The sequence below is a fragment of the Citrobacter freundii complex sp. CFNIH9 genome (genome assembly GCF_002903305.1).
Taxonomy (GTDB): Bacteria; Pseudomonadota; Gammaproteobacteria; order Enterobacterales; family Enterobacteriaceae; genus Citrobacter; species Citrobacter portucalensis.
On sequence record NZ_CP026238.1, the window covers coordinates 4,909,531 to 4,935,721 of the forward strand.

25 protein-coding genes are annotated in these 26,191 nt (G+C 52.6%); 9 read left to right on the forward strand and 16 right to left on the reverse strand.

Annotated features, from left to right (window positions below):
- Positions 1-19 precede the first annotated feature (19 nt).
- The 7 genes from C2U43_RS24740 to cpxP form a co-directional block, all read right to left on the reverse strand.
- Complete coding sequence (locus C2U43_RS24740; RefSeq protein WP_103285929.1) at positions 20-1,492, reverse strand: DASS family sodium-coupled anion symporter; 1,473 nt, start codon at positions 1,490-1,492, stop codon at positions 20-22.
- A 113-nt stretch (positions 1,493-1,605) separates the two neighbouring features.
- On the reverse strand, positions 1,606-2,910 hold the full coding sequence (locus C2U43_RS24745; RefSeq protein ID WP_103285930.1) for an SLC13 family permease: 1,305 nt from the start codon (positions 2,908-2,910) through the stop codon (positions 1,606-1,608).
- Between the two features lie 73 nt (positions 2,911-2,983).
- The gene (locus C2U43_RS24750) at positions 2,984-3,733 is read right to left on the reverse strand and encodes a CDP-diacylglycerol diphosphatase (protein ID WP_020996109.1); all 750 of its coding nucleotides are present in this window, start codon (positions 3,731-3,733) and stop codon (positions 2,984-2,986) included.
- Between the two features lie 104 nt (positions 3,734-3,837).
- A complete protein-coding gene (gene sbp / locus C2U43_RS24755) occupies positions 3,838-4,827 on the reverse strand; it encodes a sulfate/thiosulfate ABC transporter substrate-binding protein Sbp (RefSeq protein WP_008787024.1) in 990 nt (329 codons plus the stop codon).
- A 200-nt stretch (positions 4,828-5,027) separates the two neighbouring features.
- Entirely contained in the window at positions 5,028-5,990 is a 963-nt protein-coding gene (pfkA, locus tag C2U43_RS24760) for a 6-phosphofructokinase (protein WP_003825214.1), read from the reverse strand.
- A gap of 185 nt (positions 5,991-6,175) precedes the next feature.
- Positions 6,176-7,078 (reverse strand): CDF family cation-efflux transporter FieF, encoded by a 903-nt coding sequence (gene fieF, locus C2U43_RS24765; RefSeq protein ID WP_003825216.1) that lies wholly within the window; start codon positions 7,076-7,078, stop codon positions 6,176-6,178.
- Between the two features lie 147 nt (positions 7,079-7,225).
- Complete coding sequence (gene cpxP, locus C2U43_RS24770; protein ID WP_008787022.1) at positions 7,226-7,726, reverse strand: cell-envelope stress modulator CpxP; 501 nt, start codon at positions 7,724-7,726, stop codon at positions 7,226-7,228.
- A 150-nt stretch (positions 7,727-7,876) separates the two neighbouring features.
- Here cpxP and cpxR point away from each other — a divergent pair, with 150 nt between their 5' ends.
- Both cpxR and cpxA read left to right on the forward strand, forming a co-directional pair.
- Positions 7,877-8,575: an envelope stress response regulator transcription factor CpxR gene (gene cpxR, locus C2U43_RS24775; RefSeq protein ID WP_003028763.1), complete on the forward strand. Its 699-nt coding sequence runs from the start codon at positions 7,877-7,879 to the stop codon at positions 8,573-8,575.
- On the forward strand, positions 8,572-9,945 hold the full coding sequence (gene cpxA / locus C2U43_RS24780) for an envelope stress sensor histidine kinase CpxA (RefSeq protein ID WP_003028758.1): 1,374 nt from the start codon (positions 8,572-8,574) through the stop codon (positions 9,943-9,945). Before cpxR ends, cpxA begins: the two co-directional genes overlap by 4 nt.
- Positions 9,946-9,988: 43 nt before the next feature.
- On the opposite strand, the gene C2U43_RS24785 is transcribed toward cpxA, so the two are convergent.
- The 4 genes from C2U43_RS24785 to yiiM all read right to left on the reverse strand — a co-directional run bounded on the left by C2U43_RS24785 (position 9,989) and on the right by yiiM (position 13,932).
- The gene (locus C2U43_RS24785; protein ID WP_095533158.1) at positions 9,989-11,239 is read right to left on the reverse strand and encodes an MFS transporter; all 1,251 of its coding nucleotides are present in this window, start codon (positions 11,237-11,239) and stop codon (positions 9,989-9,991) included.
- A 122-nt stretch (positions 11,240-11,361) separates the two neighbouring features.
- The gene (locus C2U43_RS24790; protein WP_020996111.1) at positions 11,362-12,315 is read right to left on the reverse strand and encodes a sugar phosphate isomerase/epimerase family protein; all 954 of its coding nucleotides are present in this window, start codon (positions 12,313-12,315) and stop codon (positions 11,362-11,364) included.
- An 8-nt stretch (positions 12,316-12,323) separates the two neighbouring features.
- Complete coding sequence (locus C2U43_RS24795) at positions 12,324-13,028, reverse strand: GntR family transcriptional regulator (protein WP_057066669.1); 705 nt, start codon at positions 13,026-13,028, stop codon at positions 12,324-12,326.
- Between the two features lie 229 nt (positions 13,029-13,257).
- A complete protein-coding gene (gene yiiM, locus C2U43_RS24800; RefSeq protein WP_020996113.1) occupies positions 13,258-13,932 on the reverse strand; it encodes a 6-hydroxyaminopurine reductase in 675 nt (224 codons plus the stop codon).
- A gap of 152 nt (positions 13,933-14,084) precedes the next feature.
- Between yiiM and C2U43_RS24805 the strand changes: the two genes are divergently transcribed.
- On the forward strand, positions 14,085-14,981 hold the full coding sequence (locus C2U43_RS24805) for a dihydrodipicolinate synthase family protein (RefSeq protein WP_103285931.1): 897 nt from the start codon (positions 14,085-14,087) through the stop codon (positions 14,979-14,981).
- A gap of 41 nt (positions 14,982-15,022) precedes the next feature.
- On the opposite strand, the gene kdgT is transcribed toward C2U43_RS24805, so the two are convergent.
- Together kdgT and sodA are read right to left on the reverse strand one after the other, a co-directional pair.
- Positions 15,023-16,006, reverse strand: coding sequence for a 2-keto-3-deoxygluconate transporter (gene kdgT, locus C2U43_RS24810; protein ID WP_003825237.1), 984 nt, complete (start codon positions 16,004-16,006; stop codon positions 15,023-15,025).
- A 233-nt stretch (positions 16,007-16,239) separates the two neighbouring features.
- Entirely contained in the window at positions 16,240-16,860 is a 621-nt protein-coding gene (gene sodA / locus C2U43_RS24815) for a superoxide dismutase [Mn] (protein WP_003825239.1), read from the reverse strand.
- A gap of 289 nt (positions 16,861-17,149) precedes the next feature.
- Here sodA and rhaT point away from each other — a divergent pair, with 289 nt between their 5' ends.
- Positions 17,150-18,184, forward strand: a complete 1,035-nt coding sequence (rhaT, locus tag C2U43_RS24820; RefSeq protein WP_003825242.1) for an L-rhamnose/proton symporter RhaT — start codon at positions 17,150-17,152, stop codon at positions 18,182-18,184.
- Here the strand turns inward: rhaT and rhaR are convergent.
- Both rhaR and rhaS read right to left on the reverse strand, forming a co-directional pair.
- The gene (gene rhaR / locus C2U43_RS24825; protein ID WP_048215191.1) at positions 18,181-19,029 is read right to left on the reverse strand and encodes an HTH-type transcriptional activator RhaR; all 849 of its coding nucleotides are present in this window, start codon (positions 19,027-19,029) and stop codon (positions 18,181-18,183) included. The genes rhaT and rhaR overlap by 4 nt on opposite strands.
- A 147-nt stretch (positions 19,030-19,176) precedes the next feature.
- A complete protein-coding gene (gene rhaS / locus C2U43_RS24830) occupies positions 19,177-20,025 on the reverse strand; it encodes an HTH-type transcriptional activator RhaS (protein ID WP_103285932.1) in 849 nt (282 codons plus the stop codon).
- A 303-nt stretch (positions 20,026-20,328) separates the two neighbouring features.
- Here rhaS and rhaB point away from each other — a divergent pair, with 303 nt between their 5' ends.
- The 5 genes from rhaB (at position 20,329) to rhaM (ending at position 25,559) form a co-directional block, all read left to right on the forward strand.
- A complete protein-coding gene (gene rhaB, locus C2U43_RS24835; protein WP_048237087.1) occupies positions 20,329-21,798 on the forward strand; it encodes a rhamnulokinase in 1,470 nt (489 codons plus the stop codon).
- Complete coding sequence (gene rhaA / locus C2U43_RS24840; RefSeq protein ID WP_008787011.1) at positions 21,795-23,054, forward strand: L-rhamnose isomerase; 1,260 nt, start codon at positions 21,795-21,797, stop codon at positions 23,052-23,054. Before rhaB ends, rhaA begins: the two co-directional genes overlap by 4 nt.
- Before the next feature lie 143 nt (positions 23,055-23,197).
- Positions 23,198-24,025, forward strand: a complete 828-nt coding sequence (gene rhaD, locus C2U43_RS24845; protein ID WP_103285933.1) for a rhamnulose-1-phosphate aldolase — start codon at positions 23,198-23,200, stop codon at positions 24,023-24,025.
- A 74-nt stretch (positions 24,026-24,099) separates the two neighbouring features.
- Entirely contained in the window at positions 24,100-25,248 is a 1,149-nt protein-coding gene (fucO, locus tag C2U43_RS24850; protein WP_020996115.1) for a lactaldehyde reductase, read from the forward strand.
- Complete coding sequence (rhaM, locus tag C2U43_RS24855) at positions 25,245-25,559, forward strand: L-rhamnose mutarotase (protein ID WP_003825253.1); 315 nt, start codon at positions 25,245-25,247, stop codon at positions 25,557-25,559. Before fucO ends, rhaM begins: the two co-directional genes overlap by 4 nt.
- Positions 25,560-25,616: 57 nt before the next feature.
- Here rhaM and C2U43_RS24860 read toward each other — a convergent pair whose 3' ends face one another.
- Positions 25,617-26,165, reverse strand: coding sequence for a helix-turn-helix domain-containing protein (locus tag C2U43_RS24860; RefSeq protein ID WP_003825255.1), 549 nt, complete (start codon positions 26,163-26,165; stop codon positions 25,617-25,619).
- Positions 26,166-26,191 lie beyond the last annotated feature (26 nt).

The window sequence follows — 26,191 nt, forward strand, 5'->3', positions numbered from 1 at the left end:
ACTCCTCCCGCTGTATTAACTACCAGTATCCCAACCAGTGCCACCAGAAGGCGCCGGTCCCCCCCCAAATGGTCAGGTTGACCACACTCATCACCAGCCCCGTTTTCCACCACTCTGCCAGCGTGACATAGCCCGAACCAAAGATGATCGGCGCAGTACCCGTGCCATAGTGCGTGAGCGACATCATCAGGGAGGAGGAGAAACCGAGCATTAAACCAAGCAATGCTGGTGGCGCGCCGAGGCCTAATCCTGCGGCGAAAAACGCAGCGAACATAGCCGTAATATGCGCAGTAGTGCTGGCGAAAAAGTAGTGCGAGTAGACATAAAGCAGAATCAACAGCAGCGTTGCAACACTCCAGTGCACGCCAAGATGGTCGATTGCGCTACCAACGCTGGTTGCCAGCCATCCCACCAACCCCAGTTTGCTGAGAAAATCCGCCATCATCACCAGCGCGGCAAACCAGACTATCGTATCCCATGCCCCGCGGCATTTAAGAATGTCATCCCAGCTCAATACGCCCGCCATCAATAGAATCGACAAACCAATTAACGCGGCGCTAGTGGGGTTTACGCTCCAGGCACTACCCATCAGCATCGCTGGAACACCCGCCCACAGGCAGAGCAGCAAAATGAACACTGCCAGGGTGATTTTTTCTGCCAGTGATAGTGGACCCAGCGCATCCAGTTTTTGCCGCGCGAACTGCGGCGCATTTGGCGTGCGCGTGATAGCTGGCGGATAGAGCCACCAGATTACAATCGGCATGACAACCAGTGATACCAGAGCAGGAAGAAGCGCCGCAATAGCCCACATTCCCCAGGTCATGTTCAGCACTCCATCCGTCCCCTTCGTCAAAAAGCTGACGATTAACGGGTTAGGTGCGGTCGCGGTGATGAACATTGCCGAGCTGATCGGGTTAATGTTGTAGTTCACCAGCGCGAGATAACGGCCCGTTGAGCCATTCTCGGCATGGCCTGGCTGCGAGCCGAGGCTCTCCGCAATCGCCCGCATTACCGGGTGGATAATGCCGCCGCCACGCGCGGTATTGCTTGGCGTTACGGGTGCAATTAGCGTTTCCGCAAGGGTTAATGCCCACGCAATACCCAGCGTTCTTTTACCAAATAGCGCAATAAACCCGTAGCCAATACGCGCCCCCAGGCCGGTCTTTAACAGACTTTGCGACAGCATAATGGATAAACCAATCAGCCAGATTAACTGGTTCGAAAAGCCACTCAACGCATCGTTCAACGCCGCGGAGGGTTTGCCGGGGTTAGTAACGCCAGTCATCGCCACCAGCATAATCGCCACAATCGCAATTGCGCCAATGGGCATAGCCTTACCGATAATCGCAGCGATCGTACCAATAAACAGTGCCAGCAGGTGCCACGCTTGCGGGGTTACGTCAGGAGGACACGGGATAACAAACCAGATGGTCAGCGTAATCACGAGCGAGATGATGGCAGGCCAACAGCGGATAGGGGTCAAACTGTCCATGAATCAATCCTTGAGTTTCCAGTGCGCAAATCTGCGCCCCGGTATTAACCGCCATCAGCCCAAATAAAACAATTCATCATCTCACAAAACAAAAAATTAACATTTAGATACAGTTATAATTTCCCCAGTATACTGAACCAGAGGTAATCCAGCGGCAGAAGAATCAAATACGTTGCCGCCGCCAGTGCGATACACAGCAGCATCCCCGCCCTTGCAGGTACTTTCCCGAGCGCCATCGCCACTACGATCGGTGAAGCCTGATACGGCAACAGTGGCGTGGAATAACCCAGCACCTGGATCATAATCACCGACAACAGCGGGAATCCCGTCGCATCGGCAAAACTTTGCGCCAACGTGGTATACAGCGCCGGAACACCGTTCGCCGTCATAATAAAATTAAGCGCTGTGGTAATACCGGTCAGCGCGAGGAAACTGGTAAACGGCTTTTCCGCATCCAGCGGCATCACCTGTAACAGCGCTTCGCCAACAGCGCTACCAATACCGGTTTGCGTGACGGTGATCGCCAGCCCCAGAATACCCGCCACATAAATACAGGTACGAATGTTGACCCCAGTGGAAAACTCGTCGCCATTGATAAAGCCAACCCGTGGTAGCAATGTGATAACTGCCGCAGCCAGTCCGGTCCACGCAGGGCCAATGCCGTGCCAGCTTTCGCTTACCCACAAGAACAGCACCACCGCTAACATCCAGGCCAGACGTTTTTCATCCCGGCTCATCGGCTCCGGCGGCGTGAGATCGCGCGGCTCATGCGGCTTGCCAGGGAACAACCAGCAGATAAGCACAATGAGCACCGCGCCTTTAAGCCAACCCAGAACCGGCGTATGCAGCAGCAAATAGGGAAGATAATTGAGGTGGATGCCGTAAGAGCCTTCCGCCGCGCCGCTCATCACCAGATTCGGTACGTTAGCGGGTAAAATCGTCGCAGAAAGCTGGAACGTCCCAAACCCGACGGCCAGTGCCAGACCATACCAGGCGCGCGTGCCGTCGTTAATTCCAGCCCGTTTCGCCATCGCCGCGACGATCGGCATCAGCAGCGCAATGCGGCCCATGTTGGATGGCATTACAAATGCCAGCGCGTAACTCAGCAGCACTACGCTCGCCACCATTAACGGCCAGGAATCAGTCAACCTCGATGACAGCGCCCTCGCCGCCCTGTCCGCCAGCCCCGTTTTACGAATCGCGATACCCAGTACAAAGCCGCTAAACACCAGCCAGAATGCGGAGGACGCAAAGCCGCCAAAAATCACATCCGGTGGCGCGATTTTGGCCACCATCGCCACGGCAAAGAACAGCAGCGCCGTTATAAACTCCGGCAGCAGCGACGTAGCCCAGAGCAGAATGGTGATACCAACCACCAGAGAGGGGATAAACAGAGGGTGTGTAAGCCAGAGCGACATGCCTGTCTCCTGTTGTTTTTTTCAACAAGAATACGGGGACAGGCATGCGGAGTAAACGCCAGATTAGGTGGGGTTAACGCAGAATATCACATTGATGATCCTGAATTTCCTCAGCGGAGGCGAGATTCAGTGCCAGCAGATTGCGCTGAGTAGCCAGCAGGACAAAGGATTCGTCGCTCTGGCGCACCATCGCCAACGCATAGCTGCCCATATGCTCACGCGCATCCGGCACCTCTTCCGCCAGCATCATAAACGGGCTGCGTTGTGCCAGTTCATTTTCCGTGACGCGACGTGCCAGATATTCATGACCGCGCAGCCCACCCGGTAATGGTAGCCAGCGGGTGCTGATTTTCGCCAGGTTGTCATCCAGCTGCTTCCTGACATCGGTTCGCAGGCAGGAGATATGAATATGCAGGTGATTTTGCGTACGCCCGCTACGAGAGTTAATGGTCAGAGAGACTGCTTTGTCAGGGATTTCCTGGCCGTATTTTTGGCTCATAAAGCTACGCGCCTGCCAGGCCAGCCAGAAAAAGTTCGGTGTGCCTGATTTCAACAACAGCGGACTTTCCGTACCGTTGATCCGCCAGGTAGGCATCAACAGATATTGCAGTGGGCCGTTACGGTCTTTGAACACCACATATCCGGCATCCGGCTTTACTTCAGCGCATGGTGCGGGGTCCTGCTGCTGCAACTGGTGCGGCAGGCATTGCTGAAGAACGATCTGGCGTAATGCGTCCGGGTTGCCGGTGAATTTCCAGTACCCGATACCTGCAGCGGCGGCGACCACAATCACCGCCAGTAAAAGATAGCCTGCTTTTTTCATTACGCGTTTCCTGTATCCCATTGAAGGGCAAGAGTAACGCAAAACCATGACAAATAAAAAACCCGGTCGCGCTAGGCCACCGGGTCGGTAAATCACAGACTTATTTATCGTTTACTGATTTGGTCGAACGTACCGCCGTTAGAGAAGTGCTCTTTCTGCGCTTTCGTCCAGCCGCCAAATTCTTCGTCGATAGTGAACAGCTTCAGCTTCGGAAATGCGTTTTCGTATTTCTTCGCGACTTCTGCATCACGTGGACGATAATAGTTTTTCGCCGCAATTTCCTGGCCTTCCGGAGAGTAGAGATACTTCAGGTAAGCTTCCGCCACCGCTTTGGTGTCTTTCTTTTCCACCACTTTATCAACCACGGACACGGTCGGCTCCGCGAGGATGGATTCACTCGGGGTCACTATCTCGAATTTATCTTTGCCCAGCTCGTTCGTTGCCAACAGCGCTTCGTTTTCCCAGGCAATCAGCACATCACCGATACCACGTTCAACGAAGGTATTGGTTGAGCCACGTGCGCCAGAATCGAGTACCTCAACGTTTTTATACAGGGCCTTCACAAAGTCTTGTGCCTTGGCCTGATCGTTGTTGTTGTGGTGCAGGGCATAGCCCCATGCCGCCAGATAGTTCCAGCGAGCTCCGCCGGAGCTTTTCGGGTTCGGCGTAATGACCGACACGCCCGGTTTGATTAAATCATTCCAGTCATGAATTTGTTTGGGATTGCCTTTGCGGACAAGGAACACGATGGTGGAGGTGTAAGGCGCGGAGTTATCAGGCAGGCGTTTAATCCAGTTTTTATCGATACGGCCACGTTCAGCAATGGCATCCACGTCGTAAGCAAGTGCCAGCGTCACAACATCGGCTTCAATACCGTTGATGACGGAAGTCGCCTGTTTACCCGAACCGCCATGCGACTGGCGGATCACAACGTTGTCGCCCGTTTCCTGCTTCCAGTGCGCGCTGAAGGCCTTATTGTACTGCTCGTACAATTCACGCGTTGGATCGTACGATACGTTAAGTAACTGAATATCCTTTGCCAGAACGCTGGTCGATGCCAGCAATAATGTTAACCCTACGCCCCATTTGTTCATCGCCCAGCTCTCTTAGGTAGTGTTGTGATGAGCAAAGCGTGCCAGAAAGGAATCCAAACATTAAAGAATAAAAAAAGATTTGCTATAACTTGGGGGAATATATGGAGTCGAGTTTTTGCCTGATGGCGCTACGCTTATCAGGCCTACGATTTGCATCATGTAGGCCGGATAAGGCGCAAGCCGCCATCCGGCAATTGCAATTAGTACAGTTTTTTCGCGCAGTCCAGCCAGTCACCTTTGAACGGACGCTTCATGTTTTCGATAGCGTCGATGATGTCGTGGTGAACCAGCTGCTCGTTCTGAATACCTACGCAGCGACCGCCGTGACCTTCCAGCAGAAGTTCAATGGCATAGGCGCCCATACGGGATGCCAGGATACGGTCGTAAGGAACCGGGGAACCACCACGCTGAATGTGACCCAGTACGGTTGCACGCGTTTCACGACCCGTTTCTTTCTCAATGTAATGCGCCAGTTCGTCAACGTCACACATGTGTTCAGTGATCGCTACGATTGCGTGTTTTTTACCTTTCGCGATGCCCGCTTTGATTTCAGTAACCAAATCGTCACGGCTGAATTCCACTTCCGGAACCACCACGAACTCACAACCACCGGCAATTGCAGCCGCCAGGGTCAGGTCACCACAGTAGCGGCCCATCACTTCGACGATGGAAATGCGCTGGTGAGAAGAAGAGGTATCACGTAGACGGTCAATCGCTTCAACGACAGTGCCCAGAGCGGTGAAGTAGCCGATGGTGTAGTCGGTACCTTTGATATCGTTATCGATAGTGCCCGGCAGACCGATGCATGGGAAGCCCATTTCAGTCAGGCGTTTTGCACCCATGTAAGAACCGTCACCCCCGATAACAACCAGGGCGTCGATGCCACGCTTCTTCAGGTTTTCGATCGCCACCGCACGTACGTTTTCATCACGGAATTCCGGGAAGCGAGCAGAACCGAGGAAAGTACCGCCACGGTTGATCATGTCGGACACGCTGTAGCGGTCAAGCTGGACCATACGGTCTTCATACAAACCCAGGTAGCCATCATGGATCCCCATGACTTCCAGCCCTTCCGTCAACGCTGCACGTACAACACCACGGATTGCTGCGTTCATGCCCGGCGCATCACCGCCGCTTGTCAACACACCGATTTTCTTAATCATGACTACCTCTGAACTTTGGAATGCAAAATGAAATCTGCTGCCGGAAGTCGATTCCGCATATCGAAACGATCCAACGAATATGCAGATAGTATAACAATCACTTCCTGCTGAATTGATTCAGGTCAGGCCAAATGGTGGTAATTTATACACAAAATGCTGGCCCGGTTCACTTTTTTTACAACGAATTATGAAAGCTCAAACATCTTGCCTTCCTTGGGTACGACTGAACAGGGATCCTGATGAATGATGACATCCGATCCCGGGAAACGCCGTAAAATTGCCTGCTCAACCTGTTCAGCCACTAAATGCGCCTGAACGAGCGGCAGATTATCTTCCATTTCCAAATGAATCTGAATAAAGCGGGTCGGCCCTGACTGCCGCGTGCGAAGATCGTGAGCGCCGCTGACTCCAGGCCATGACGTCACTATATCAATAATTTCCTGACGTTCCTCATCGGGTAAAGCGCGATCCAGCAAAGATTGCACTGCCTCATACCCCATGCGTAATGCGCTATATAAAATATAGATGCCAATCCCCAGCGCAAACAAGGCATCTGCACGATGCCAGCCATACCATGCCAGCCCGAGCGCAATGAGAATCGCACCGTTCATCATAACATCAGACTGATAATGAAGCATATCTGCCCGAACGGCCTGACTTTGCGTACGCTTCACTACCCAGCGCTGAAACGAGACCAGAATGATTGTACACACTAACGCAATGATGGTGACAACCACCCCAACGCCCGGATCTTTCATCGGCGTGGGTTGGATGAGATGCTGAATCCCGGTCAGGAATAAAAACAGCGCCGAACCAGAAATAAACATGCTTTGCGCCAGCGCCGCCAGCGATTCCGCTTTTCCGTGTCCGAACGTATGTTCATCATCTGCGGGCTGCAGCGAATAGCGCACCACCAACAGGTTGGTTAACGACGCCGCGATGTCCACCAGAGAATCCACCAGTGCAGCCAGAATACTGACCGATCCGGTGTACCACCACGCAAAAATTTTGATCAAAAGTAACAGCGATGCCATCACGGTTGCCGCGATTGCCGCCCGGCTCACTAGCCGCCCATAGGTTTGATTCATAAACACTCCTGCCAGGATATGCCGCTAGTATAACGGATGAAGTAAAACAGTCAGGCAATAACCGAGGGACAAATTTTGGGCAAAAAAAACCCCCACATCATGTGGGGGAAGACAGGGATGGTGTCTATGGCAAGGAAAACAGGGTTACTACTGGGAACGTGAGTTGCTACTACTCAATAAATTCAACGATGAGCTTTTTTTCCAGTGCGCTACATCGCGCAGTTGCTCCATTCGTTGTTCATGTTTCTCATTTAAAACCGCTTGCTGCTCTGGCGTTAACAGGCGATACATCTGGTTGCGGATCCTGGCTATTTCAACCTGGCGGGCAACCTGTTCTTGCGCCATTCTTTCTGCCTGAGCGCGCACTGCGCTTTCATCAAATTTCTCTGCGGTGACAAGGCGATGCATTGTCTCCATTTCGCTAACATTAACAGGAGGCTGTTCGTGTCTTGCCTGCTGCATTAAATCTCGCATCTGTTGACGTTGATGTTCGGTTAAACTGATACCGTCAAACATGTGGCTCTGAACGCTGCGTTGCGATGAGCCTTCACCCAGGTGCCAGTGATCGCCTGTGACGACTTCAGCTGCATGGCTAAATGTACTGAGTGCCAGCGTTGAGGCCATGACGGCAGCGGTAACTTTGCCCATCACTTGCTCCCAAAATCTTTTCTGTCGCGATTCAACGAGAGACAGTTTACGATTCGGGCTGCAAACATGCGTCAGGGGGTGTAAAACAACGTAAAGTCATAGATTAGCGACGCCTGATGACGTAATTTCTGCCTCGGAGGTACGTAAACAATGAATAAAATCCTGTTAGTTGATGATGACCGAGAGCTGACTTCCCTGTTAAAGGAGTTGCTCGAAATGGAAGGTTTCGATGTGCTGGTTGCCTATGATGGGGAACAGGCGCTTGAGCTTCTGGATGACAGCATCGATTTACTTTTGCTCGACGTCATGATGCCGAAGAAAAACGGCATTGATACGCTGAAAGCACTTCGTCAGACACACCAGACACCCGTAATCATGCTGACCGCTCGCGGCAGCGAATTGGATCGCGTACTTGGCCTTGAGCTGGGCGCGGACGACTATTTACCTAAACCGTTTAACGACCGTGAACTGGTCGCGCGCATCCGCGCTATTCTGCGTCGCTCACACTGGAGCGAACAGCAGCAGAACAGCGATAACGGCTCGCCGACGCTGGAAGTTGATGCGTTAAGCCTTAATCCGGGTCGCCAGGAAGCCAGCTTTGACGGGCAAATTCTGGAGTTAACCGGCACCGAATTCACCCTGCTCTATTTGCTGGCTCAGCATCTCGGTCAGGTGGTTTCGCGTGAGCACCTGAGCCAGGAAGTGCTGGGCAAACGCCTGACGCCTTTCGATCGCGCGATCGACATGCATATCTCGAACCTGCGTCGTAAGCTGCCAGAGCGTAAAGACGGACACCCGTGGTTTAAAACCCTGCGTGGTCGCGGCTACCTGATGGTCTCCGCTTCATGATAGGGAGCTTAACCGCACGCATCTTTGCCATCTTCTGGTTGACGCTGGCACTGGTGTTGATGTTGGTACTGATGTTACCCAAGCTCGACTCACGCCAGATGACCGAGCTACTGGACAGCGAGCAGCGCCAGGGGTTAATGATTGAGCAACACGTTGAAGCTGAACTGGCGAACGATCCACCCAATGATTTGATGTGGTGGCGTCGCTTGTTTCGGGCGATAGACAAGTGGGCGCCGCCAGGACAGCGGTTATTACTTGTTACGACGGAAGGACGCGTGATCGGCGCAGAACGCAACGAAATGCAGATCATTCGTAACTTTATTGGTCAGGCCGATAACGCCGACCATCCGCAAAAGAAAAAATACGGTCGCGTTGAGATGGTCGGGCCTTTCTCCGTCAGAGACGGTGAAGATAACTACCAGCTGTATCTCATACGACCTGCCAGCAGCTCACAATCTGACTTTATCAACCTGCTGTTCGACCGACCGCTGTTGTTGCTGATCGTCACCATGTTAGTCAGCTCACCGCTATTGCTCTGGCTTGCCTGGAGTCTGGCGAAACCGGCGCGTAAGTTGAAAAACGCGGCGGATGAAGTAGCTCAGGGTAACCTACGTCAACATCCTGAGCTGGAAGCCGGTCCGCAGGAGTTCCTGGCGGCAGGCGCAAGCTTTAACCAGATGGTGACGGCATTGGAACGGATGATGACCACACAGCAACGCCTGCTGTCGGACATCTCTCACGAGCTGAGAACACCGCTAACGCGTCTGCAACTGGGCACCGCTCTGCTGCGCCGTCGTAGCGGTGAGAGCAAAGAGCTGGAGCGCATTGAAACAGAAGCTCACCGACTGGACAGCATGATCAACGACCTGCTGGTGATGTCACGTAATCAGCAGAAAAACGCGCTGGTCAGTGAAACAGTGAAAGCTAATCAGCTTTGGGGCGAAGTGCTGGATAACGCCGCCTTTGAAGCTGAGCAGATGGGTAAATCGCTCACGGTGAATTTCCCGCCGGGTCCGTGGCCGCTGTACGGTAACCCAAATGCATTGGAAAGTGCGCTGGAAAACATTGTGCGCAATGCCCTGCGCTATTCACATACGAAGATTGAAGTTGGCTTCGCGGTGGATATCGACGGGATTACCATCACCGTGGACGACGATGGCCCAGGCGTTAGCCCTGAAGACAGAGAACAGATTTTCCGTCCGTTCTATCGTACCGATGAGGCGCGCGATCGCGAGTCTGGCGGAACAGGTCTGGGTCTGGCGATTGTGGAAACCGCGATCCAGCAGCATCGTGGCTGGGTGAAGGCCGAAGACAGCCCGCTGGGTGGTTTACGGCTGGTGATTTGGTTACCGCTGTATAAACGCGCTTAACAGGCTTCCCCGGTACGACATGATTACCGGGGAAGCATTCACGTTATGCCGCCGCAGCCGCCGCCGCTAGCTTTTGCTTTTTAATTCGCTTCACCAGAATGGTCGAGCAGATAAAGCCCATTAAGCTGAACGCAATCATCACGCTAAAGACATAGTTGTAGCCAGTGATGCCGCTATTGGTATCCAGCAAATAGCCGTACAACGTGTACGCAAACATCGCTGGCATATAACCGATGATGCAACCAAATGCCATTGCCGAGCCCGCATACTCACGTGGGGTACCGATCTCATCCATCGGCGCGAAGAAAATGGCGCGCTGTGAGAAGATAATCGCTCCGAACCCTAATGTCGCCGCCATACCGATATACACGTTCATTGTTTGATGTGGTAACTGCATGAACACAAGCATCGCCACAGCAGAGATCAGGAACGTCCACTTCAGATACACTGTCGGTGATTTAGCAACTTTATCTGCCAACATTCCACCAATCGGCCCACCTACCATTTTTAACGCATACTGGTTGATGATGCCGTACGCACCGACGAGAGCTACCGGCAGCATATAGATATCTTTTAAGAACGGAATAAAGTAAGTCAGTCCACAGTACGCGGCATAAACGAAGAAAATACCTAAAGAAGCCAGCCAAACATTAGGGCAGGACAAAACATGTTTGATACCCTTTAACACTTCCATGTTGGCACTGGTTTTCTCGCCACCTTTCACTTTGTCATCATCGACAATAAAGTACGTCACAATACCTGCCACAAGCGTAATTACCGTATAGAACAACAGGCCCGCCTGCATCCCCGCTTTACCTTCACCAAACTGGACGAAGACAAACAGAGCGCCAGATGCAACGATAACATCCACCACGCCACGTCCGGCTTCTAAAAAGCCGAACATGCGTCCTTGTTCTTCTTTCGTTCCCAGCAAACGAACGGCTTTCAGCAATACCGGCCAATAAACCACATCGGCAAAGAAAGCCATCGCGGCAAAGCAAATGAGATAACCAGTAAATGACGGTAGCGTTGCCAGATATAAGCCACATAACCCAACACCAATCAGACCGAACGGTAATAATATTTTCTTGGAGTAACGATCTGCGATATAGAGAGAAAGAAAAAGTCCGGTTGTCTGAACAATCGTATAAACCGTAAAGCTCAACCCAATTTGCGTATTAGTTAAACCCCAGTCATTCTGCATTGGCACATAGAAAACATCTTTCATACTTGAAAGCTTGAATATCGTGCCGCCGCCTAAAATCAAAAAACAGAGCCTTGCCCATTTATTCATGAACATGATTAAACCCTCATTGCTTGTTGAGAGAAATATCTAAATTAAATTGTATAATTAATAAAGCCAGGGGATTATTTTCATAATCCTTTCCGCATTTAATAATATTTTAAGAAAACTAATTAATTGCCTATAAACTTGTCACATATATCACGAATGTATTTTATTTGGGCAAGAGCATGTTCTTTTTCCTGCGCCAGTCGCGCATCAATCATGTTGCTGTCAGGCAGCGGCGTATAACTTGCATCGCGCCATGGGATCCATGGATTATCACCCTCATCGTCGAAGCGAAATGCAGGGGCATAATATTCAACTTCTTCTTCCAGGCCAAAAGCATGTACTTGCGGTTTATCTTCACCTAAAAGTAATAATGCCTTAAGCATCTCTTCCATGGGTAAATCGCCGTGTCCTGAACGACAAGCCTCATGCCCCCAGCCTTTACCTTCTTTAATAATTTTTGCGTCTTTGATATGCACCTGAGTGATCAGAGGAGACATAACCTCTAACGCAGAAAGCGGCTGTTCATTAGCATTAATCATGTTGCCAAAATCAAACAGAATAGAGAGATTTTTCATCCCGCTATTGTTAACCAGCGTCACCAGCTCATGGCCTTGCAGATCTTCATGCTGTTCGATAGTAAAGCTTAGTCCGCAATCGTCATACTGAGACAGCCATGCAATATCATTGGCAATCTTCGCCATAACATCGTTGAGATGCCCTTCATAACGCGGGTAGAAACGCACTGAAGTTGCACCAGTAGCAACAGCAATACGGATGGCATCCGTCAATGTCGCCTTATCCGATGCGCTCGTTTCGATATGCACATCCAGATTATATTTTTTGGCCTTCTCTTTAAAATCGTGTAGCTGCTGATCGTTCAGTTTCTGCAGTGATTGGGATTCACCATCCTCAACATGTATTTTTACACCCTTCAATTTTTGCTGATGCGCAATATCCAGAAGATCCCCCGGCAGGACTCTCTCGTAACGCATATTCAGATGAAAAGCATAAGCATGTAGGTACAGCGGTATATTTCTCGCGCGTTCCGCAAGAAGTTCTTGGTTACATTTTCCCATTATTTTTCTCATTCATCGCGAATAACAAGTTCCACTGATTCAAGTCGCCAGTATTCGAAATCAACCTGAACCACTTTTTTATCTCGGGTAGCCCGATGTTTTTCTACTAAAATTCCATACGTATTAGGCGCAACACCCAGTTCTTTGCAGGCCACTTCTGGCATATTGACCGGTTTAAAAACCATTTCTTTGATATTTAAAACATGGCCAAATGCATCTTCCCAGACGCTGGCAAAAGACTGATTGCCCAATTTATTAATGAATCCTGGCGCAACATCGGCATCAATATAGGATTCATGGTAAAACACTTTATGTGAATCAAGACCGCACCAGCCGGTAACTAAATAGCGGTCACCGGAGGAGAGAAAAACATCATCAACATGATGCGGAACTGTATCAATGGTTTCTTTGGTTAAATAATCCCAAAAAGGCTTACGTCCCTGAGCACAGGCTTCAGCATTGAAGCTGGAAAGTGATTTAGGGTTATAAATAAATCGCTTCGACGAAATAAACCAACCACTGCGGTTCTTGCGGAAAATACGCGCATCGATCTCAAGCTCAATCAGAACCTGACGTAAGGTCATACGCTTTGCATCCAGCAGCTCACATAACTCCCTTTCCGAAGGCAATTTGGATCCCGCTGGTAAATTCTTCTCGTTTAACCAGCTTTCAAAGCGCTCCCTGAGCACATCAACATTGTTTTTCTTTTTCATTTCGCTCATCTGGTTTAAACCAATTTGAAGCTAAGATATTTGAGTGCAGGAAATACTCAAGTTTTTTTTCAACGCAGAGTTTCTTTTTGTGGGCCAGGTATCAAGAATGGCTTTGAAGCAAACCGAGACCGTCAGGTTTTTGCCCGGTTTTGTACACAGGGGGGATGAAGCACGGGGGAGAGGTAAATCAGGTGTCTCCACCTGATTTAACTGCCAGATGAAGGTAGGTTTATTTTCCCCACAAACGGCGGGAATTGTCTTCGATCTTGCCGCTTAAACGGCGCTTTTGCATCGTTCTGGTCCAGCTTTTTGATAACCCAGCAGCCGACAGTAAACGGTGATATTGCGAATCATCAAACGGCATATGCCAGGCGATAGCAATGGCCTCCCGCACGCTGACGTCGCTCACGCGTGACGCCAGGATCAATGGCGCGTCTGCTGACACCTGACCAGGCGCGATGACGCTACACAGCCAGCCCGTCTTGCCCGCATCCTGCATCTGGCTGGCCATATCGCTGATGCCAAAATGGAAATTCAGCTTAAAGCACGGCGAGCGCGGCTGCGTGACCTGAATCAGCGCCTCTCCCCACTGGAAAATGTCGCCAATATACACATTATCTTCAGTCAGCCCCTCAGTAGAGAGGTTCTCACCAAACGCGGGGGCGACAAATAGCTCCGCCTGCTCCGGAAACGCTTGTCTCCAGTGCTGATAGTGTTCACGCGGATAGTGACACAGCGCGCGATCCGGCCCGCCGTGAATTTTCGTTTCCGCTTGTTCATCCCCCGTCAGCCCCAGTTCGGTCAGCATCAACTCACCGTCAATCTGGACTTTAGCAATCGCGCTGGGACGGCTTCCCGTGTAGTCCCGAACTTTGCCTGTAAAAACATCGACCGGATATCGCATCTGTTCCCTCTCCCGATAAATTTCCCCCATTACACCACATTTATTTTACCCCAGTCGCTCAAAATGAGAGCACGGTTCACATGAAACTTAGGGACACATGCTATCAATGTAATCTGGTTTTGAAACATCATTTCAAATAAGGAGTCGACAACGTGACTGGTCAATCGCAATTTGCTGGCGTCTGGTGTCCTTCCATTACGCCAATGGACAATGATGGCAAGATCGATCTCAACGGTCTAAGCCAACATCTCAAACGCCTTACCGAGGCCAAAATCGACGTGATTTTGCTGATGGGCAGCATCGGGGAATTTGCCTCCTTCACGCTTGAAGAAAGGCTGCTGCTGATCCGCGAGGCCCGCGCCATGAGCTCGCTGAAGATGGTCGCCAACGTCTCATCCACCTGCCAGAATGATGTTTTATTGATGGCGCAGGAAGCGTATCGCTCAGGTTACGATGCCGTGATGATCCTGCCGCCCTACTACTACGGACAAACGGCGAAACAGCTGCTGAGCTACTTCCGTCAGTTGGGGCAGACACTCAGCGGCAAATGGTTTGCTTATAACTTCCCGGCACGCACCGGCTGCGATTTAACCCCCGAACTGGTAGCCACCCTCGCCGCCGAGTTCCCGAATTTCGCTGGCATTAAAGACACCGTCGACTGCCAGTCCCATACCCGCAGTATGATTCAGACCACCCGCGCCGTGCGGGAGGATTTTGCCGTGCTGTCCGGCTATGACGAATACTACATTCCCAACCTGTTAGCAGGTGGCGCGGGGATAATTTCAGGGTTGAACAACGTCATGCCGGAACTGTTTGTCAGCGCGCGGGAAGCGTTTAAACAGGGCGACCTGGCAGCACTTCGCGATATTCAGGACCAGATTGGCACCTGCATGTCCATCTATGCCATCGGCGAAGATTTTGTCACCACCATCAAAACCGTGGTATCGCGTAAGTTTGGCTATTGTACCGGCGTGTCACGTAATGCCGGTGGAGAGTTGAACGAGAGTGAGTGTCGAACAATCGATGAGGTGTTTGTCGTCAAAGGGTAAATAATTAAGCCGGATGGTGCAGACCATCCGGCTTAAGAGACTTACTTCACGGTACCACGAATATCAATTTCCGCCGCCCTTGCTTTGACCTTTTTCGACCAGATAGACGTGATAATCGGCACCAGAATGGAGGTCACAATCACCGACGTGGCGACCAGGGAAGTTGCTGCCGGTGCCATCGGTTTAAATGCCGGAACCATTTCAGCAATCAGCACCGGCGTAGCAACCGCCGCGCCCGCAGAACTGGAAGCGGCAATCCCCGCCGTACCATCGCCACCACCAATCAGTTTATCGGCGATAATCAATGGAATACCAGTGATGATAATCACCGCCACGCCCAGCAGAATACCCAGTACGCCGGTCTGCGCAATCACGCTCAAATCAATGGTGTTACCTAATGCGAAGGCAAAGAACGGGATCAGCGTCTGCACCGCTTTGCTGAAGAACTCCCGCAGTTCAGGGTCCAGATTCCCCAGCGCAAAGCCAATCAGGAACGGCAATACTGCACCAACAAATACGTGTGGTTCAAACGACGCGATCCCGGCGGTTCCCAGAATCACCATGGTCATCAGCGGGCCAGACTCCAGCGACATCAGGACAAACGCCCCGGCCTCTTCTTTGGTGCCGTACTGCTGCATAATCGAGGCATAAAGCCCGCCGTTGGTCATATCCATCGCGGCCACCAGCGCCAGCGTAGACAACCCAGCGAAGAATCCGACCTCTACACCATGTTCCGGCAGAATGCGTGAAGCTATCGCTGCAACCACCCACGCCACCAGAATCTTGGTTATGACTAACGTACCTGATTTACGCAGCACGGTGCCGGTGGCGCTTAGCTTGATCGACGCCCCCATGCAAAAGAACCAGACTGCCAGGATAGGCACCGTACCGGTGATCATACCGTTGGTAAAAGAGCCGAAATATTTCCCGGCGCCGGGGGAAAAGGTGTGACACAACGCGCCCAGGAAAAGCGGCACCAGCATCATACCACCTGGGATTTTCTCTATCGTACGTTTGATCTGCATTTCCATCACCTGTAGACATAAAAATGGGGCAATTTTTATGGGCGATTGCATCTTGCTTTGAGATGCGCCCGTCTTGATGAAAAGAAGATAGACATTCATAGAGACTATAAAAGTGATCCCACTCGCATAATAAAACCTTGTTTCAATTTAAGTGGATCATTGTTTTTATATTGAGTTTGATCACAAAAAAACCCCACAAGCATCGCTTGCAGGGCTTTGTTAAAGCGTAGAACTTATTTTTTTGCTGCGAAACGCGCGGCAGCTTCGTCCCAGTTCACGACGTTCCAGAACTCTTTGATGTAGTCCGGGCGACGGTTCTGGAATTTCAGGTAGTAAGCGTGTTCCCAAACGTCCAGGCCCACGATTGGGAAACCGGAAGCGCCAGAGATAGCTTCACCCATCAGCGGGGAATCCTGGTTGGCGGTGGAAACAACAGCCAGTTTGTCACCTTTCAGAACCAGCCACGCCCAGCCGGAGCCAAAGCGGGTTGCCGCTGCTTTTTCAAATTCAGCTTTGAAGTTGTCAACGGAGCCGAAGTCACGTTCGATAGCCGCTTTCAGGTCGCCCTGCAGCGTAGTACCGGTTTTCAGGCCTTTCCAGAACAGGCTGTGGTTAGCGTGACCGCCCGCGTTGTTACGCAGTACGGTTTTCTTGTCTGCTGGCAGTTGATCCAGTTTGGTGATCAACTCTTCAACGGACAGGCTGGCGAATTCAGGCAGGCTTTCCAGCGCAGCGTTGGCGTTATTTACGTAAGCCTGGTGGTGTTTGGTGTGGTGGATTTCCATCGTCTGCTTATCGAAGTGCGGTTCAAGGGCATCATAAGCGTACGGCAGGGATGGCAGTGTATAACTCATAATCATCTCCAGTATTGTCGGGCGGCCAGTGTTAACGCCGCGTAAGCAGTTGGGTCATTATAGTTAATTAAATGATATTGAAAATGATTATCAATGCCGTACTTTTTACAGGGTCTTAATGAATCAAACCCATTGTTAAAGATGTGAGCCGAATCACCCACTTAACGTGATAATTGCCAACATGCGCAAAAGGGCGGCAATCGTCAAAAGGTTAACCACCTGCGTAATTTTTAAACTCGTTAGGTCGGAGGGGTCATTACCGACGATAAAAAATAACGAGGATTAAGTCATGAGTAACGCGATTACGATGGGTATCTTTTGGCATTTGATAGGGGCAGCCAGTGCCGCCTGTTTCTATGCCCCGTTCAAGCAAGTCAAACATTGGTCATGGGAAACGATGTGGTCGGTTGGCGGGATCGTCTCCTGGATAATCCTGCCGTGGACCATCAGCGCCATGTTACTTCCCGATTTCTGGGCCTACTTCAGCTCCTTCAGCCTCTCCACGCTGGCGCCGGTATTTCTGTTTGGTGCAATGTGGGGGATTGGCAATATCAACTATGGCCTGACCATGCGCTATCTCGGTATGTCGATGGGTATCGGGATTGCGATAGGTATTACGCTGATTGTCGGCACGCTGATGACCCCGATTATCAACGGCAATTTTGATGTACTGATCAATACCTCTGGCGGCCGCATGACGCTGCTTGGCGTACTGGTCGCGCTGATTGGCGTGGGCATTGTTACCCGTGCCGGTCAGTTAAAAGAACGAAAAATGGGCATCAAAGCGGAAGATTTCAACCTGAAAAAAGGTCTGGTTCTGGCCGTCATGTGCGGTATTTTCTCCGCCGGGATGTCCTTTGCGATGAACGCGGCGAAACCGATGCACGATGCCGCCGCCGCGTTGGGCGTCGATCCGCTGTATGTCGCCCTGCCTAGCTATGTGGTCATTATGGGCGGTGGCGCGCTTGTTAACCTGGGCTTCTGCTTCATTCGTCTGGCAAAAGTGAAGAACTTGTCGATAAAAGCCGACTTCTCGTTAGCCAAACCGCTGATTATCACCAACGTGCTGCTCTCTGCGCTTGGTGGCTTGATGTGGTATCTGCAATTCTTCTTCTACGCCTGGGGCCACGCACGTATTCCGGCGCAGTATGACTATGTAAGCTGGATGCTGCACATGAGCTTCTATGTTCTGTGCGGCGGGATTGTCGGTCTGGTATTGAAAGAGTGGAAAAACGCGGGTCGTCGTCCGGTCAGCGTGTTAAGCCTCGGCTGCGTAGTGATCATTGTCGCGGCAAACATTGTCGGTCTGGGAATGGCCAGCTAAGCATGCTGAGTACTGAGATGACGCCACTGGCTCGGCGTCATCCCGGTTTCCCGCGTAAATACCACCGAAAAGTAGTTACTGTCCTCAAAGCCGCAGCGCATGGAAATCTCGCTAATCATCAACCGACTATGTTTGAGCAGATACTGCGCATGGCAAACCCGCACCTGGCGGAGATACTGGTTGATGGTCATCCCGGTCTGGCTGCGAAACTGCTGGCGCAAAACGCGCTCGCTGCATTGTTCGCGCTCGCAAAACGTATCCAGTTCAAACGCATGCTCATGGCTACCGGCTAACGCGGTGATCAGTTTATCCAGCAGCGTTTCACTGGAGGTCGCCGGGAGCGTATCCGTGGCATAACGATGCCGCTTAAGGTGTGTCACCAGCTGCCCGAACAGCAGCTCAGCCATGGTAAAAGCCTGTGCATCACGTTGATTACTTTCATGTTCAAGCTGGCTTATCACCTGTCGGACCTGGCTCATGCCAACGCTGCCGAGTCGCCAATGCGGCTGCCTCGGCGTACCGTCAAATCCGGGGATTGCCCCTTGCCAGTCAACATTCAGCGTCAACCGCTCCGGGCAGTAGATGATATTTTGCAACACCAGGTCGTTCACGGAGGTGTAGGAGTGTTTATCTTCGGCGCGAATGTAAAACAGATCGCCACGGGTTATCCGGTACGGGCGATCGTTAAGGACATGCAGACCATTACCGCGCCAGACCATGACCAGCTCGCAAAACTCGTGGGTATGCTCAGCAAAGACATCCTGCGGATAACGGTCAGCCACGGCCACAGCCTGCTGCTCATGCGCAAAGAAGTCTGATTTCAGAAGGACCAGATGATTCGCCATCACAATATTCCCTGTCGGATGGCGGCTACGCCTTATCCGACCTACAGATTACGTGACACGTAGGCCGGATAAGGCGTAGCCACCATCCGGCGTTAAGGGACATGATTATCTGAGATTCGGCGGTAAAAAACGTTGATAGCTTTCGCGTTACTGGAGGCGGCTTGCCACAACGAGATCGCGCCCCTGACGAATATCGCGTGGTGACCACTTGAACTCACGACGAAAAAGCGTCGAAAAGTGGTTACTGTCGCCGAATCCGCAGAGATAAGCGATGTCTGTCACACTGTCATCACTGTGGCGAAGCAGATGCCGGGCCTTGATCAGCCGCAAGCGGTTAAGGTAGCGCTGCGGCGTCAATCCGGTTTGCTGTTTGAGCTGGCGATGCAGAGTGCGCAAAGAGAGGGAAAACTTCTCGGCCAGCGCCTCCCAACACACCTCGTCGGCAAAGTTATCTTCCAGCCACGCCATCAGGAGGTTAAGCCGCGCGTCGTTATCGGTCGCTGCTTCCATCAGGCTGCTTTTACGCAGCAGCACCAGCAGTTGCATAAACAGGATCTCGCGATTTGCCGCCGTTGGTGTATCCATCCCCTCACCGAGCGCTTCCATCTGCAGCACCAGTTGTCGAACCTGCTGCAACACCCCCTGATTCACCCGCCAGTGGGAGGGATACTGCCCGTTCTGTTCCTGAGGTAAAAGCTGATTCAGCCCAGCCAGAAATTGAAACGCATCCGGGGAGCGATACAACACATTGGTCAGGCACAGATTGTCAGTATGTTCATATAAATGCCGGTCATGATCGCGAACGAAACACACTGTACCGCCGCTGATGGTGTAAGGCTGCCCATTGAACACATGGATCCCCGTTCCATGTTCGACCACCACAATTTCATGAAAATCATGATGATGCTCTGGAAACGCAGGTTGAGGAAGCCGCGGTTCAATAGCCACTGGCGCTTTACCTGTCGGAAAAAAATCCACGCAATGCAATACCGTCATGATGACATCCTTCCCGATCAAATGAACATGGCTGAATAGTAATTAAGGGTTATCACCCTCACCTTAAATTTTTGACGCCAAAGTGCGTAAACACGGTCAATTCTTCAAGAAATGGCGGGAAAGATCGGGAATTGCGGAAGGCGTCACATCCGCTAAAACAGGTCCTATTAATAGAAATTGTGAACAGCGTCACGTTCACCTTTGCCATGTTGCCAGCCGCTAATTGTGGCTGTCACTGTCAAGAAGGTACGCTTTATCTGGGGTTCTTAGACTGATTGCAATAAAACTCAGAAGGACCTCGCTATGACTTTTCGCCATTGTGTCGCAGTCGATCTCGGCGCATCCAGTGGGCGCGTAATGCTGGCGCGTTACGACAGTGAACACCGCTCCCTGACGCTACGTGAAATCCACCGCTTCATGAACTGCCTGCAAAAAACAGACGGTTTTGACACCTGGGACATCGACAGCCTGGAAAACGATATTCGTCTTGGCCTGAAAAAAGTCTGCGATGAAGGCATTCGGATAGACAGCATCGGCATTGATACCTGGGGCGTGGATTACGTTCTGATCGATAACATCGGTCAACGTGTCGGTCTGCCGGTCTCTTACCGTGACAGCCGCACGACCGGCATTATGGCGCAGGCGATGGAGCAGCCGGGTAAAGGTGAAATTTACCGCCGTAGCGGCATTCAGTTTCTGCCCTTTAACACCCTGTATCAACTGCGTGCGCTGGTTGAACAGCAGCCAGAACTGCTCCCGCAGGTGGCCCATGCCCTGCTGATCCCCGACTACTTCAGCTTTCGCCTGACCGGCAAAATGAACTGGGAATACACCAACGCCACCACCACCCAGCTCGTCAATATCAATACCGACGACTGGGATGACACACTGCTGGCGTGGACCGGGGCAGACAAAGCCTGGTTTGGTCGCCCGACGCATCCAGGGAACGTGATCGGCCACTGGATTTGCCCACAGAAAAACCAAATTCCGGTTGTCGCCGTCGCCAGTCACGACACGGCCAGCGCGGTCATTGCTTCTCCGCTGGCCGACAAAAACAGCGCCTATCTCTCTTCCGGGACCTGGTCGCTGATGGGCTTTGAGAGCAGAACACCGTATACCAACGATGCGGCGCTGGCGGCGAATATCACCAATGAAGGCGGCGCGGAAGGACGCTACCGTGTCCTGAAAAATATTATGGGGCTGTGGCTGCTCCAGCGCGTATTAAAAGAGCGCCAGATTACCGACCTGCCAACGCTTATCAGCCAAACGCAAGCGCTGCCGGCCTGCCAGTTCCTGATAAACCCGAACGACGATCGCTTTATCAACCCCGACGATATGAGTGCAGAAATTCAGGCAGCATGCCGTGAATCAGGCCAACCCGTTCCCCTGCAAAACGCCGAACTGGCGCGCTGTATCTTCGACAGCCTGGCGTTGCTGTACGCCGACATCCTGCAAGAACTGGCACAACTGCGTGGTGCAGCATTTAGCCAACTGCACATTGTCGGTGGCGGCTGCCAGAACACCTTACTGAACCAGCTATGTGCGGATGCCTGCGGTATTCGCGTGATGTCCGGGCCGATTGAGGCTTCCACGCTCGGCAATATTGGCATCCAGCTGATGACGCTGGACGAGCTGAACAACGTCGATGATTTCCGTCAGGTGGTGCGCGCCAACTACGAACTGACCACCTTCATTCCCAATCCTGAAAGTGAAATTGCCCGCTACCAGGCGCAGTTTCAATCACTACGACAGACAAAGGAGCTTTGCGCATGACCACTCAACTTGAACAAGCCTGGGAACTGGCAAAACTGCGTTTCGCCGCGGTAGGCATTGATGTCGAGGCGGCCTTACGCCAGCTCGATCGTCTGCCGGTCTCCATGCACTGCTGGCAGGGCGATGATGTCGCCGGTTTCGAAAACCCGGAAGGCTCGCTCACTGGCGGTATTCAGGCTACCGGTAACTATCCGGGTAAAGCGCGTAACGCCACCGAACTGCGGGCCGATCTGGAGCAGGCGCTGAGCCTGATTCCTGGTCCAAAACGTCTGAATTTGCACGCGATCTATCTGGAATCTGATACGCCGGTTGCCCGCGACCAAATCAAACCTGAGCACTTTAAAAACTGGGTGGAGTGGGCGAAAGCGAACCAGTTAGGGCTGGATTTCAACCCATCCTGCTTCTCACACCCGCTGAGCGCCGACGGTTTCACGCTGGCGCACGCCGACGACACCATTCGCCAGTTCTGGATCGATCACTGCAAAGCCAGCCGTCGCGTCTCGGCGTATTTTGGCGAGCAGTTGGGTACACCATCGGTGATGAACATCTGGATCCCGGATGGCATGAAAGACATCACCGTTGACCGTTTAGCGCCGCGCCAGCGTCTGCTGGACGCACTGGACGAAGTGATCAGCGAGAAACTCGACCCGGCGCACCATATCGATGCCGTCGAAAGCAAGCTGTTTGGCATCGGTGCGGAAAGCTACACCGTGGGCTCTAACGAGTTCTACATGGGTTACGCCACCAGCCGCCAGACCGCACTGTGTCTGGATGCGGGCCACTTCCATCCGACTGAAGTGATCTCCGACAAAATTTCCGCCGCCATGCTGTATGTACCGCGCCTGCTGCTGCACGTCAGCCGTCCGGTGCGCTGGGACAGCGATCACGTGGTGCTGCTGGATGATGAAACTCAGGCGATTGCCAGCGAGATCGTTCGCCACAACCTGTTCGACCGCGTACACATTGGCCTCGACTTCTTCGACGCCTCCATTAACCGCATCGCCGCGTGGGTGATCGGCACCCGCAATATGAAAAAAGCCCTGCTGCGCGCGCTGTTAGAACCCACCGAGCAACTGCGTCAGCTCGAAGCCAGCGGCGACTACACCGCACGTCTGGCCCTGCTGGAAGAGCAAAAATCGCTGCCGTGGCAGGCCGTCTGGGAGATGTATTGTCAGCGCCACGACACGCCTGCGGGCAGCCAGTGGCTGGACAGCGTGCGCGCTTATGAAAAAGAGATTTTGAGCAAACGTAGCTAACCGTGACGCCAGGCTTGTAGGCCGGATAAGACGCCCCGCGTCGCCATCCGGCAATAAATGAAACACGATTGCCGGATGGCGCTTCGCTTATCCGGCCTACGTAAGACCCGATAACGTTCGGGCAATAAACAGGAACACCGAACATGCAAAAAATTACGACTTCCTGGTTCGTCCAGGGGATGATCAAAGCCACTTCTGATGCGTGGCTGAAAGGCTGGGACGAGCGTAATGGCGGCAACCTGACGCTGCGTCTTGATGAAGCAGATATCGCGCCGTTTAGCGCCGATTTCCACGAAAAACCACGCTATATTGCGCTAAGTCAGCCGATGCCGCTGCTGGCAAACACACCGTTTATCGTCACCGGTTCCGGTAAGTTTTTCCGTAACGTCCAGCTCGATCCCGCGGCAAACTTGGGCGTGGTACAAGTAGACAGCGACGGTGCGGGCTACCACATCCTCTGGGGCCTGACCCACGAGGCCGTGCCGACCTCTGAACTGCCGGCTCACTTTCTCTCTCACTGCGAACGCATTAAAGCGACGAACGGTAAAGACCGCGTGATCATGCACTGCCATGCCACCAACCTGATCGCTCTGACCTACGTACTGGAAAACAACACAGCGCTGATTACCCGCAAGCTGTGGGAAGGCAGCACCGAGTGCCTGGTGGTGTTCCCGGATGGCGTTGGCATTCTGCCGTGGATGGTGCCGGGTACAGATGAAATTGGTCAGGCTACCGCCGAGGAAATGCAGAAACACTCGCTGGTACTTTGGCCGTTCCACGGCGTGTTCGGAAGCGGACCTACCCTCGACGAAGCGTTCGGTTTGATAGATACCGCAGAGAAATCCGCCGAAGTTCTGGTCAAAATCTTTTCGATGGGCGGTATGAAGCAGACCATCTCACGTGAAGAGCTGGTCGCACTTGGCAAACGCTTTGGTGTTACGCCGCTGGCAAGCGCCATAAAGCTGTACTGATACCTCCCAACTCAACGCCGGATGCGGCTTCGCCTTATCCGGCCTACAGGATTTTATTATTAAGGAGAATAGTGATGAGCTTTATGTTGGCACTGCCAAAAATTAGCCTGCATGGCGCCGGCGCGATTGCCGATATGGTGAATCTCGTGGCGAATAAACAATGGGGCAAAGCGCTGATCGTCACCGATGGTCAACTGGTAAAACTGGGCCTGCTGGATAGCCTGTTTGCCGCGCTGGATAAACATCAAATGTCTTACCACCTGTTTGATGAAGTATTCCCGAACCCGACAGAAGAGCTGGTACAGAAAGGTTTTGCAGCCTATCAGAACGCAGAATGTGACTACATCATCGCCTTCGGTGGCGGCAGCCCGATCGATACCGCCAAAGCGGTGAAAATCCTGACAGCCAACCCTGGCCCTTCTACCGCTTACTCCGGCGTGGGCAAAGTGAAAAATGCTGGCGTCCCGCTGGTCGCCATCAACACTACCGCCGGTACGGCAGCAGAGATGACCAGCAACGCGGTCATTATCGACTCTGCCCGTAAGGTTAAAGAGGTGATCATCGACCCGAATATCATCCCGGACATCGCTGTGGATGATGCCAGCGTCATGCTGGAAATCCCGGCCTCCGTCACCGCCGCAACCGGTATGGACGCCCTGACCCACGCGGTGGAAGCCTATGTTTCCGTTGGTGCTCATCCGCTCACCGACGCTAACGCACTGGAAGCGATTCGCCTGATCAACCTGTGGCTACCAAAAGCGGTCGACGACGGTCATAACCTCGAAGCTCGTGAGCAAATGGCGTTTGGTCAGTATCTGGCGGGGATGGCATTTAACAGCGCTGGTCTGGGTCTGGTGCATGCGCTGGCGCACCAGCCGGGCGCAACCCATAATCTGCCACACGGCGTCTGCAACGCCATCCTGCTGCCGGTAATCGAAAACTTTAACCGTCCGAACGCCGTAGCGCGCTTTGCCCGCGTGGCGCAGGCAATGGGCGTCGATACCCGTGACATGAGCGATGAAGCGGCAAGTATGGAGGCCATCAACGCGATTCGTGCACTCAGCAAGCGTGTCGGTATTCCTGCGGGCTTTAGTTCCCTTGGCGTGACGAAAGAGGATATTGAAGGCTGGCTGGATAAAGCGTTGGCCGATCCGTGTGCGCCATGCAACCCGCGCACCGCCAGCCGCGACGAGGTCCGCGAGCTGTATCTGGAGGCGTTATGATCCGCAAGGCCTTTGTGATGCAGGTGAATGCCGACGCGCACGTTGAATATCAACGTCGGCACAATCCCATCTGGCCAGAGCTGGAAGCTGTGCTGAAAGAGCACGGCGCCCATCACTACGCGATTTATCTCGATCAGGCGCGCAATCTGCTGTTCGCCACCGTTGAGATTGAGTCCGAAGAACGCTGGAATGCCGTTGCCAGCACCGACGTTTGCCAACGTTGGTGGAAGCATATGCGTGACGTAATGCCAGCAAACCCGGACAACAGCCCGGTTAGCGCAGAGCTAAAAGAAGTGTTTTATTTGCAATAGACTTGTAGGCCGGATAAGGCGCTAACGCGCCGCATCCGGCACAACGCAACAGAACAGTTAGTTCTGCTCAGAAACCAGAATCGCCTGGGTGTCAGGCTCCAGCGCTTTAAAAATATGCGCCCGATCGGCGGGGTAACAAATATAGTCCCCCTCACCTAACTCCTCCGGCGCTTCCGTCAATCCTACCATCGCCTTACCCTGCGTCACGATTATGTGTTCAACCGATCCCGGTGGATGCGGCTGTGAAATACGATCCGCGCCCGGCTGCGTCAGCAGCAGATAGATATCCCGCCGCGCCCCCGGCGGGCAGGCGGCCAGTAAAATGGCCTGATAGTGGGCCTGCTCAGCCACCACCTTTGTTCCTTCGCCGCGGCGAATCACCTGCGTTTTTTGTTCCTGCGGCTCCAGCAGGCGAGCAAAGGGAATATCTAACGCCACACACAGCGACCAGAGCGTTTCCAGGCTAGGATTGCCATTACCCGCTTCCAATTGCGAGAGTGTCGATTTTGCAATCCCTGCGCGACGGGCAATCTCTGCCAATGACAAACCGGTGCGCTGACGTTCACGCACAAGGCTTTTCGCGATCATACTGATGGGCTGGGTCATTCACGACTCCACGTTCTTTATATCGA